At 59.5% G+C, this 11,050-nt stretch carries 7 protein-coding genes and 1 pseudogene; all 8 read right to left on the reverse strand.

Annotated features, from left to right (window positions below; all coding sequences use genetic code 11):
• Nucleotides 1-45 precede the first annotated feature (45 nt).
• The 8 genes and pseudogenes from CAI21_RS08275 to kdpF all read right to left on the reverse strand — a co-directional run bounded on the left by CAI21_RS08275 (nucleotide 46) and on the right by kdpF (nucleotide 10,466).
• A pseudogene (locus tag CAI21_RS08275) lies at nucleotides 46-1,496 on the reverse strand (TrkH family potassium uptake protein).
• A 223-nt stretch (nucleotides 1,497-1,719) separates the two neighbouring features.
• Nucleotides 1,720-2,388, reverse strand: a complete 669-nt coding sequence (locus CAI21_RS08280) for a TorF family putative porin (RefSeq protein ID WP_181919321.1) — start codon at nucleotides 2,386-2,388, stop codon at nucleotides 1,720-1,722.
• Between the two features lie 127 nt (nucleotides 2,389-2,515).
• Entirely contained in the window at nucleotides 2,516-3,220 is a 705-nt protein-coding gene (locus tag CAI21_RS08285; protein ID WP_116301847.1) for a response regulator, read from the reverse strand.
• Nucleotides 3,217-5,907, reverse strand: coding sequence for a sensor histidine kinase (locus CAI21_RS08290; RefSeq protein ID WP_116301848.1), 2,691 nt, complete (start codon nucleotides 5,905-5,907; stop codon nucleotides 3,217-3,219). The genes CAI21_RS08285 and CAI21_RS08290 overlap by 4 nt, the downstream gene beginning before the upstream one ends.
• 82 nt (nucleotides 5,908-5,989) lie before the next feature.
• Nucleotides 5,990-6,568 carry a potassium-transporting ATPase subunit KdpC gene (gene kdpC, locus CAI21_RS08295; protein WP_116301849.1) on the reverse strand — a complete coding sequence of 193 codons (579 nt, stop codon included), beginning with the start codon at nucleotides 6,566-6,568 and terminating at the stop codon, nucleotides 5,990-5,992.
• A gap of 9 nt (nucleotides 6,569-6,577) precedes the next feature.
• Nucleotides 6,578-8,647 (reverse strand): potassium-transporting ATPase subunit KdpB, encoded by a 2,070-nt coding sequence (kdpB, locus tag CAI21_RS08300; protein ID WP_116301862.1) that lies wholly within the window; start codon nucleotides 8,645-8,647, stop codon nucleotides 6,578-6,580.
• A 10-nt stretch (nucleotides 8,648-8,657) separates the two neighbouring features.
• Entirely contained in the window at nucleotides 8,658-10,364 is a 1,707-nt protein-coding gene (gene kdpA, locus CAI21_RS08305) for a potassium-transporting ATPase subunit KdpA (protein ID WP_116301850.1), read from the reverse strand.
• 12 nt (nucleotides 10,365-10,376) lie between these two features.
• Complete coding sequence (kdpF, locus tag CAI21_RS08310) at nucleotides 10,377-10,466, reverse strand: K(+)-transporting ATPase subunit F (RefSeq protein ID WP_116301851.1); 90 nt, start codon at nucleotides 10,464-10,466, stop codon at nucleotides 10,377-10,379.
• Nucleotides 10,467-11,050: the final 584 nt, after the last annotated feature.

An 11,050-nucleotide genomic window follows, 5' to 3' on the forward strand; every position in this document is an offset into this window, starting at 1 on the left:
CAAGGCGCGTAGCTAGCCGTCCGAGCTAAGGCGGACATGCACTGCTCAATGACGCCAGAACGCCGGCATAAACAGGATAAGCACTGTAAAGATCTCCACCCGCCCCATAAGCATCAATGCGATCAACACCCATTTTGCGGTATCGGTGAGGTGTCCGAAGCCGGGGGCAACGCCGGCGATGCCGATGCCAAGGTTGTTAATGGTGGCAATCACCGCCGAAAAAGCCGTTACCTGATCCAGCCCGACCGCCATCAAAGCGAGCATCGAAAGAGCAAACACCGCCATGTATACGGCAAAAAACCCCCAGATGGCAGTCGAAACGTTGTTACTAACAACTTGGCTGCCAAATCTGAGCGGAATAACGCCCTGCGGGTGAATTAGGCGAAGCACCTCTCGCCCGCCCTGCTTTATGAGTAGCACCGCCCGAAGCGTCTTTATACCGCCAGCGGTCGAGCCGGCGCAGCCGCCGATGATACTCAAGTACAGCAGCATCACCAGGAAGCCGCCCGGCCAATTGTAGTAATCTGTGGTCGCAAGCCCCGTGTTCGTGGAGAAGGTGACTACTTGGAAAATAGCGTAGCGAATGGCTTGAAGCGTCGGCAGCGTCGAGGTCAGCACCAGGCCCACGACAACGACCATGATGGCCCCCGCCAATAGGAAAGCGTAGAAGCGAAACTCAGGGTCCGAAAAATAGTGAGTCGCACTACGCCGACGCCATGCAAAAAAGTGCAACGAGAAATTTACCGCTGCCAAGTACATGAACAAGGCACCGACCATCTCGGCTGCGGGATTGTCAAAATGGCCCAGGCTGTCTCCGTAGGGCGAGAACCCGCCCGTAGATATGGTGGAGAAACTATGGGCAATTGCATCAAACACCGATAACCCGGCAACCCAGTAGGCAATGGCACAAGCCAGAGTAAGCCCCACGTAGATGTACCAAAGCGCCTTTGCCGTCTCACCGATACGGGGCGTAAGGCGAGCTTCTTTGGTCGGACCCGGCATCTCGGCCCGATAAAGCTGCATGCCTCCCACGCCCAGGGTAGGCAGGATCGCGACCGCCAGCACGACGATTCCCATCCCCCAAGCCAATTCAGCTGCTGGCGGTAATAACGAATCGAGAGCGGTAATCCATCAATATCGTCGAGAATGGAAGCCCCGGTCGTGGTTAGCCCGGACATACTTTCGAACATCGCATCGGTAAAGGATATATACGGGTCCGTACCGAACATCAGCGGAAGGCTTCCGGCTGCCGAGATCATCAGCCAAAATAGTGTGACTATCAGAAAACCATCGCGGGTGCGCAGCTCTTCCGTAGAGCGCCGGCGTGGGAACCAAAGCAGCAATCCGGTAGCCAGGATGAGCAAGCCGGAAACAAAAAGGGCATATGTGCCCCGTCCCCGACAAGCACGGAAACAATCAGCGGAGGAATCATCGTTACGCTGAAAAACGCGAGCAAGATGCCCAGGATTCGCAGGATCGGCCTTAACACAGCTCACTCCACGAATAGTAGATAGATATAGGTGTGAGAAGGCAGCAATGAGTCATGTGTGGCGGACCGTTCTATTGCGGACCGCTTAGTATCCAATTCGAGCGTATAAAAATTCTATTCGTGATTGTGAATACGAAACCCCGAGCGCTGTCGGTTTAAACCCTTATTCCGGTTGCGCACCCATGTTGGGCATCCCTGCCCAAGGTACTGAACAATTCCCTAGTAAGCTGTTAGAAGGAACGTCGCGCGGTCATAACCAGGCGCGCATCGGCCAAAGGTTCTCCCGCCAAATCCGTATTGTGGTAGGTAAGATCGAGCGAGAACCCCTGTACGTCTAGGCCGGCACCTAAACTCCAATGTGTGTAGTCGAGGGCATCATCCAACAGTTGCCTACCAATATCGGCGGCTAGATTCATGCGCTCACCCAGCGGCAATACAGCGCTTAAAAAACCATATACACCAGGGCCGACTCCGCCGAAAAAATCGGGCGAGATATGCAGTCCCGCAGTCCAATCGACGTACTGCCAGCCGTAGCTAGTATGTGCGTAGGCCTCGATGAAATCGTAATCGAGACTGCTGGCAGCGCCCGGATAACTGTAGTAAAGAATCCCAAAATCGTAGCCGGCACCTCCGGCAGCGATACGGTAGCCGCCATACACATCGAATTCGACGTGCGCGCCACTGTCGTCCTGAAAGTTCAGGCTTGAGGCCCAGGTCCCAAGATACCACCCGGTACCGTGCTTGAAGTCGAACCCGCCTTGAACGGCCGGCTCCTCCGACGTTTGACTGATCCCGCGATAAATATAGTCGGTAGTGTAGCCAATGTTAGTAGAGAAAGGCTGCGAAACTGCGGTCAGCGGCATCAGTCCCGCGGCAGCTATGATCCAGCTATATTTCATGATCGACTTCCTCGTGCTGTTGCTGCAGTAAAGCACCGGCAGTGCTTCGCCGCAGTTTCGTCGCAAACACGATAAGGAAGCGATTCGTAAATGGAGCGAATTCCGTAAGGAACTTATAAGAACCAGGTTAGGCGTCTTCGTCCTCATCGAGAAACCGATACCCCACGCCTGGCTCGTTGAGGATGAACCGAGGAACGGTCGGATCATCGCCCAGTTTTTGGCGCAATTGACCGATGTAAACCCGCAAATACTGCGTGTCCTCCTCATGGTGGGCACCCCAAATCTCGCGCAAGATCTGCCGATGGGTAAGCACACGTCCGGCATACCGCGCCAGCAGGACTAACAGATCAAACTCTTTCTTAGAAAGCTTAATGGCTTCGCCGTCGAGCACCACGCGCCGCTTGGGTAAATCGATACTTAACCCCCGCATCTCGAACTGCTGTAATGGCGGTTCACCCTGCGGCCGATGCCTCAAGGCCGCTCGGATACGCGCATTGAGCTCCCCGGCTCCGAAAGGTTTAGTGACGTAGTCGTCGGCTCCGCGATCGAGTGAGGCGATTTTCTCCGCTTCCGACGAGCGTACCGACAGAACGATTACCGGCACCTGGCTCCAGACCCGCAGCTCTTCCAGCACCTGTTGGCCATCCATATCGGGCAGTCCCAGATCGAGAATCACAAGGTCCGGAGTCTTTGCCGCGCATAAGGCCAACCCCTCCTTGCCGGACCCCGCCTCAAGCACGGCGTATCCCTGACCGCCAAGGCCTATCTTGAGAAAGCGTCTGATTTGCGGCTCGTCGTCGATAATAAGGATAGTGGCAGCGTAGTCGTTCATGCATCCTCCTGAGGCAACTGCGGCTGCCGCGTCGCCGGCAGGGTGAACTCGATCATGGTACCCATGCCATTTTCTCCGGACTTGACCACGATCTGCCCACCCATGGCTTCGATAAAGCCCCGGCAGATGGCGAGTCCTAGTCCCGCGCCGGACGTCCGCCGATCGCCTTGTCGAACCCGGTGGAACATACTGAACACCGTCTCCCGCTCGCCGCGCGGAATACCCGGACCGCGGTCGATCACCTGGATCCTGACGTCGTCGCCGATCAACCGAGCGCGCACGGTAATCGGTGCGCCGGCCGGCGAGTATTTGGCAGCGTTGTCTAGCAGATTGACCATAACCTGCTCCACTAACAACGGATCGAAAAACTGCCAGGGGAAAGCTTGCGGAAAGTCGAGTTCGACAGCGTGGTCGGTAAGCTCCCTACGCAGGCGGCGCATCGCATCGGCAACGCTATCGCGAAGGTCAGACCACTGCATGTTAGGCACAATAGCGCCGTAGCCCAGTCGGGTCATATCGAGTAAATTCTGGACAAAGCGGTTCAAACGTTCCGCTTCCTCCAGGACCGTCGTAAGAAGCTCTCGCTGCTGATCAACTGGCAAGCTGTTCTGCATCTCGAGCAAGGTGCTGGTCGATCCCATGATCGACACCAGCGGAGTGCGCAGATCGTGCGATACCGAAGAAAGCAGTGCCTGCCGCAGCTTTTCCGTTTCCGACACCAATTGCGCCCGCTCAATCTCTTCTGCCAGGCGCATACGCTCCAACGCCACACTCGCCTGGTCGCGCATCGAAAAAAGCAGCCGCCGTTGCTCGACGCTAAGCGCAAAACGGCGCTCTTCACGGCGCACGCCCAGCACACCGCTGGGTTTGCCGGAAGCGCGTAGCGGGATGAAATACCATCGGCACGCCGGCAGAGTTCCGGTACCATGCCCTGAAGGCTCGTTGTGCTCGATGGCCCATTCCGCGGCGGCACGGTCCATGTCGAGTAGGCCTTCGCGGCCGGCATCGCCAGCAGCCAGGTGCACCGCGCCGTGCTCGTCCGTCAGTAGCACGGCTGCACGACAGTTCAAACTCTCGCTGACATACTCACACACCGACCAGACCAAATCGTCCAAACCCACCGCGCGGGCGATACGCCGGCTGAAGTCGGACAGCAAGGCATTGAGGCGAGCACTGGCGCGAATGGATTCGACCTGGGTACGTACCCGCACCGCGACGTTACCGCTGATAACCGCAACCAACAGGAAAAACACCAGGGTAACGACATCCTCTCGATGATAGACATCGAGCGTACCCCGCGGGTCGGTAAAGAAAAAGTTGAAGGCTAAGAACCCGACAAAGCTCGCGTACAAAGCTGCCCCTAAGCCCTGGCGCAAAGCTACCACCAACACTGCGGCCAGAAAGGCCATCGTCAGGTGCGGAGTCTCGAGGAACAGACTCATCAGGTAAGCCACACCGGCACCCAAGGCTACCACGCCGGTCGCCTCGACATAAGGCCGCAGCGAGAACAGGGCGTTGCGCTCGGCCGTTCTGGGTCTGGAAACGGCTTCCGGCTCAGCACGGCCGGCGACTGTGACGATGAAGTCCTCTCCTTGCCGTAGCAAGCGCGATCCGAGCGAGGTTCGCAGCCAGCGCCGCCACCCTATTCCGGCACCGCCACGACCGACCACGATCTGCGAGACATTGTGACTCCGTGCATAGGCTAGAATCTCGGCAGCGACATCGTAGCCGCTCACGCTCGCCGTTGCGCTGCCGAGTTCTTCGGCCAGCGCCAGCGCCTCATGCACCCTTCCCTTCGCTTCTTCGTCGAGTGCCTCGCGGGCAGAATCGACGTGCACGGCGATCCAAGGTACCTGTCGCTGGTCCGCCAGACGTTTGGCCAGACGCACCAACCGTTCGGTGCCGGCCGCGTGACTGACGCAAACAAGAATCCGATCGCGAGTCGGCCAAGGCCCCTCAATGGCACGCGCCTGCATGTAGCTCAGGATATCGGCACCGACCCGCTCGGCGGCCGCACGCATGGCCAGCTCCCGCAACGCCATCAAGTTGCCCCGGCTAAAGAAATGCTGAATGGCGCGCTGCGCATGCTCGGGCACATAGACCTTGCCTTGGTTGAGCCGCTGGATTAGCTCCTCGGGCGGCAGGTCGATCAGCTCTAGATCATCGGCACGCTCAAGCACAGCGTCAGGTACCGTCTCACGGACCTTGACGTAGGAAATGCGCTCGACGATGTCGTTCAGGCTCTCCAAGTGCTGCACGTTGAGCGTACTGTAGACATCAATACCGGCCGCAAGAATCTCCTCGACGTCCTGCCAGCGCTTCTGATGACGACTGCCGGGGATATTGGTATGCGCTAGCTCGTCGACCAGCACCAGCGCAGGGCGCCGCGTAAGCACCCCATCCAGATCAAGTTCGTCGAACTGTCGCCCGCGGTAACTCGCCCTGCGCGGCGGCACAAACGGTAAGTCGCGCGTTAGCGCCTGCGTTTCCAAGCGACCGTGCGTCTCGACCACACCGGCGACGACATCCACGCCTTCGGCCAAGCGCTGGCGCGCCGCGTTCAGCATGGCGTAGGTTTTGCCTACTCCGGGCGCCGCGCCGAGGAAGATCTTCAACCTGCCGCGTTCGTCGCGGCTAGCTTCTGCCAACAAGGCGTCGGGCGAAGGGCGTTTGCCGTCGTCGTTCATCGCAAACCTCAAAAACGGGAAAACCGAGCGCGGCGTTAACCGTGCTCGGTCTAGGGAAACGCTGAAAAATCACTTGCCTCTCTCAGGACTCATCGGCAGCCAGCGAATCCAATGCAAGGTTGAGTTCCAACACGTTGACGCGGGGCTCGCCGAGTATGCCGAAAGTTCGCCCCTCAGTGAACCGTATCACTAAGGCCTCGACCTCATGCTCCGCTAGGCCACGTGCCGCCGCTACTCGCGCTACCTGTCGCGCGGCCGCAGCTGGCGAGATATGCGGATCAAGGCCGCTGCCAGAGGCGGTTACCAGCTCTATGGGCACCGGTCCATCGCCGCTGCTCGCCCGGAAAGCCTCCGCACGAATACTCATTAACTGCAACAACTCGGCACTCGTCTGGCCGAGATTAGAAGCGTCGGAATCGGCGGCATCATAGCCATCGCCCGCGAGCGACGGCCGCGGGTGGAAGTATTCGACCTGGGTGAACACCTGCCCCACCAGACGAGAACCGACCACCTGGCCGTCGCGTTCAATCAGGCTGCCACCGGCCTGGTGCGGAAACATCGTCTGCGCGAAGAGGGTAAACCCCAGTGGATACGCCAACCCGAACAACAAGGTAGCGACGACGATCAACCGCAGGGCGCTGAAGATTTGTTGCTGAATCATGATGCGCTCCTAAACCAGCCCAAGGCCGGTAATAACAAGATCGATCAGCTTGATACCGACGAACGGGAGGATCAGACCGCCCAGACCGTAGACCAGCAAGTTGTTACGCAGAAGCGCACCAGCACTCGCCGCCCGATACTTCACACCGCGCAGCGCCAGCGGCACCAGGGCAATGATGATCAGCGCGTTGAAGATCACCGCCGCAAGAATCGCACTCTCGGGCGAGGTCAGGTTCATCACGTTCAGCGCCGCAAGCTGCGGGTAAGCCGCCATGAACAGCGCCGGAATGATAGCGAAGTACTTAGCCACATCGTTGGCGATTGAAAAGGTAGTCAGTGCACCGCGGCTGATGAGCAGCTGCTTACCGATCATCACAACCTCGATCAACTTGGTTGGGTCCGAGTCGAGGTCGATCAGATTGCCCGCCTCCTTCGCCGCCGCCGTGCCGTCATTCATGCACACGCCGACGTCCGCCTGTGCGAGTGCCGGAGCATCGTTGGAGCCGTCGCCGCACATGGCGACGAGCCGACCCTTAGCCTGCTCCTCACGAATCAGCTCTAGTTTGCGCTCGGGCGTCGCCTCGGCGAGGAAGTCATCCACCCCCGCCTCAGCGGCGATGGCGGCGGCGGTTTGCGGGTTGTCGCCGGTAACCATCACCGTGCGAATACCCATCGCCCGCAGTTGCTCAAAGCGCTCGCGGATATGGGGCTTGACGATATCCTTAAGATGCACCACGCCGAGCAGATGGCCATCACGGGCGACCACAAGCGGCGTACCACCGGATTTGCTGATACGCTCCACCACCGGCTTAAGCTCGACCGGGGCAACCATCAAGCTTTCCCCACCGCTCACTGCGGCCTCTCGGCCTCCTGCATAACGCAGCATCGAGTCGACCGCACCCTTGCGGATCTCGACACCGTTCTCCAAGTCGACCCCGCTCATCCGCGTCTGAGCACTGAAAGGCACAAACTCAGCGATCGCCCCCTCGTTGATACTCAGCTTGTAGCGCTTGCGCGCCAGGGTGACGATCGACTTGCCTTCCGGCGTGTCATCGCTCAGCGAAGACAGCAACGCTGCCTCGGCTAACTCCTGTTCGCTCGCCCCACCCACCGGAACGAAGGCGTGGGCCATGCGATTGCCGTAGGTGATGGTGCCGGTCTTATCGAGCAGCAAGGTATCGACATCCCCGGCCGCCTCCACCGCGCGGCCCGACTTGGCGACCACGTTCGCCTTCACCAGTCGATCCATACCGGCAATACCAATCGCCGACAGCAGCCCGCCGATAGTGGTCGGAATCAGCGTGATAAGGAGTGCTACCAGAAAGACCGTCGGAAGGACGGCACCGGAGTAGGCCGCGTACAGCGGCAGCGCGGCGACTACGACCAGAAAGATGATGGTCAACCCGACCAGTAGGATGGTGAGCGCAATCTCATTCGGCGTCTTCTGCCGACTCGCGCCTTCGACCAGGCCGATCATACGGTCGAGGAAACTATCGCCGGGGTTAGCGGTGACCCGCACCCGAATTGCATCCGAAACCACCACGGTGCCGCCGGTCACCCCGGAGCGGTCACCACCACTCTCTCGGATCACCGGCGCCGACTCGCCAGTGATGGCGGCTTCATTCACCGAGGCGATACCGTCGACCACCTCGCCGTCCGCCGGAATCGTATCGCCGGCTTCCACCAACACGAGGTCTCCCTTGCGCAGCGTCTCGCTCGGCACGAGCTCGTAGCCGCGCGCGCCGAGCCGCGACAGCTTCTTCGCCTGCGTGCTGGACTTGGTCTGCCGCAGACTGTCAGCCCGCGCCTTACCTCGCCCCTCCGCCAGCGACTCGGCGAAGTTGGCAAACAACACGGTGAACCATAGCCACAGGCAGATCTGTCCCGCCACCGCACTTCCCTCTCTACCGAGTCCGGCGAGAAAGAGGACGGTCGCAAAGACGGCGGTAACTTCGACCACAAACATAATCGGGTTACGGAACATCACGCGCGGATCGAGCTTTTTCACGCTCATGACCAACGCCTGTTGCAGTAGCTGCTTGTCGAGCAGCCGAGTGTCTTCAGTTCGATGCTTACTCATGCTCATACCCTCAGAACTGCATGCCTTGGATCATCGCCAAGTGTTCGGCAATGGGCCCCAATGCAAGCGCCGGGAAAAAGGTCAAACCGCCGACAATCAACACGACGGCGACCAGTAGGGTGACGAACAGCGGGCCGTGAGTCGGGAAAGTGCCGGCAGAAGCGGCGACCGGCTGCTTGGCAGCCAAGCTGCCGGCAATCGCGAGCACCGGCAGGATCATAAAGAACCGTCCGACCAGCATGGCGATACCAAGCATGGTGTTGTGGTAAGGCGTGTCGGCGCCGAAGCCGGCGAAAGCCGAACCGTTGTTACCGGTGGCCGAACTGTAGGCGTAGAGAATCTCTGACAGGCCATGCGGGCCGACCTCCTGAATCGACGCCGCAGCGACGGGCAGCACCGAACCGACCGCACTGAAGGCCACGATGCCGAGCGGCAGCGTGAAGATGGCAATCAACGCCAGTGTCACTTCCTTGGCCTCAATCTTCTTGCCCAGATACTCCGGCGTACGCCCGACCATCAAGCCAGCGATAAACACCGTCAGCACCACGAAGATCAACATGCCGTAGAGGCCCGCACCGACACCGCCGAACACCACCTCACCCAACATCATGTTGAACATTGGAATCATGCCGCCAAGCGGCGTGAAGCTGTCGTGCATGCTGTTGACCGAGCCGTTGGAAGCCGCCGTGGTCGACTGCGCCCACAAAACAGAGTTGACCACCCCGAAGCGGGTCTCCTTGCCCTCCATGTTGCCGGCGCTGGTCTCGATACCGGCGGCGGCAAGCTCCGGGTGCACGTTCTGTTCTGCGAAGTACACAGTGAACAGACCGGCCAGATACAGCACACCCATCGCGGCGAAGATAGCCAATCCCTGACGGCGGTCCTTAACCATCTTGCCGAAGGTGTACACGAGCGCCATCGGAATCAGGAGGATGAAGACCATCTCCAGAAAGTTCGAGATTGGCGTCGGGTTCTCCAACGGATGTGCTGAGTTGACGCCAAAGAAGCCGCCGCCGTTGGTGCCCAGCTGCTTGATCGCGATCTGCGAAGCGGCCGGCCCCTGAGCGATCGTCTGCTGCGCACCCTCCACTGTGGTGGCGGGCACATAAGCCGAAAGGTTTTGCGGTACGCCCTCGGCAACCAGCACGATCGCCGCCAGCAGCGAGAGCGGCAACAGGATGTACAGCAGCGTGCGCACCAAATCGACCGGAAAGCTGCCGACAGTACCGTCGCGCCGCACCAGCCCGCGGATCAGCGCCACCAGCACTGCCATGCCGGTCGCCGCGGAGACAAAGTTCTGGGTGGTGAGCCCCATCATCTGGCTCAGATAGCTCAAACCTGACTCGCCGCTATAGGCCTGCCAATTGGTGTTGGTGGTAAAACTCACCGCGGTATTGAATGCAAGATCCGCCGACATCCCGGGAATTCCCTCCGGATTGAACGGCAGATAACCCTGCAATCGCAGGATGAGAAACAGCAACAGGAAGCCGCAAGCGTTAAACGCCAGCATGGCCACCGCGTAGCCGGTCCAGCGCTGCTGAGCTTGCGGATCAACACCGCAAAGGCGGTAGATACCCCGCTCCAGCGGACTCATCAAAGGTGTGAGAAAGGTGCGCTCGCCACTGTAGACGCGCGCCATATAACCACCCACAAACGGCGTAAGTGCCAGCAGCACGCCGATGAAGAGGGCGATTTGGAGAAAATCGGAAGTCGACATGGCTGCCCTCTCCTAAAACGTCGATGGATTGAAGAGGACGTAGACGAGGTACGCCACCAGACCGACAACGATAACGCCGCCGGCTATCAGTTCGATGATCATGCACCACCTCCCCGGAGCCGGTCAGCAAAGCCGATGAACCAGTAGCCCGTGGCGAAGAAACCACCGGCCAAAAGCAAGTAAACGAGATCGAGCATGATGGCTCCCCGAGTTGATTAAGACTCGGGTACAGGCTAGAGACGGAAGGCGTTAAATCTCTATTCCGACGGAGGGCAACGGGCGTAAAAACCCTATAAAGAAAGACGCTTAGCGTCTTAGAAAGCAGCGTCATCCAACATGACTTCTTGCAAATACACCGAGAAGCCAAGCAGCGCTTGCTTTCCCTTCTGAAACCAGTTTTAAGCACCGACCTTAATAACCGCCAAAGTAACCGTCCCAGGGTTCCTTAGCGGTGGTTACCAAGCAGCCTATTCCCAGCGATAGGTTGGGTAGAGCCAACGGCGAAACCCAACATCCCCCTGCGGCGCCCCTGTCACCGCCTACAACCCCACCGCCGCCAGCGTCGAGCGCAGTTCGGCGGCGTAGGCGCGCGGGCCGCCGGTAGCCGCTCGCGTAGGTGCGGGTGCGTGCAGCGCGGGTGCGCCGGGTCGTGCTCCGGCGGAATTCCCAAGTCCGCCGCTTGCAGC

Source organism: Alkalilimnicola ehrlichii (assembly GCF_003399765.1).
Lineage (GTDB): Bacteria > Pseudomonadota > Gammaproteobacteria > Nitrococcales > AK92 > AK92.

Bases quoted from the DNA above. Each gene is read 5' to 3' on its own strand.
- CAI21_RS08285 (WP_116301847.1), bottom strand. From the start codon at position 3,220: ATGAACGACTACGCTGCCACTATCCTTATTATCGACGACGAGCCGCAA.
- kdpA (WP_116301850.1), bottom strand. From the start codon at position 10,364: ATGTCGACTTCCGATTTTCTCCAAATCGCCCTCTTCATCGGCGTGCTG.
- kdpB (WP_116301862.1), bottom strand. From the start codon at position 8,647: ATGAGTAAGCATCGAACTGAAGACACTCGGCTGCTCGACAAGCAGCTA.
- kdpF (WP_116301851.1), bottom strand. From the start codon at position 10,466: ATGATCATCGAACTGATAGCCGGCGGCGTTATCGTTGTCGGTCTGGTG.
- CAI21_RS08290 (WP_116301848.1), bottom strand. From the start codon at position 5,907: ATGAACGACGACGGCAAACGCCCTTCGCCCGACGCCTTGTTGGCAGAA.
- kdpC (WP_116301849.1), bottom strand. From the start codon at position 6,568: ATGATTCAGCAACAAATCTTCAGCGCCCTGCGGTTGATCGTCGTCGCT.
- CAI21_RS08280 (WP_181919321.1), bottom strand. From the start codon at position 2,388: ATGAAATATAGCTGGATCATAGCTGCCGCGGGACTGATGCCGCTGACC.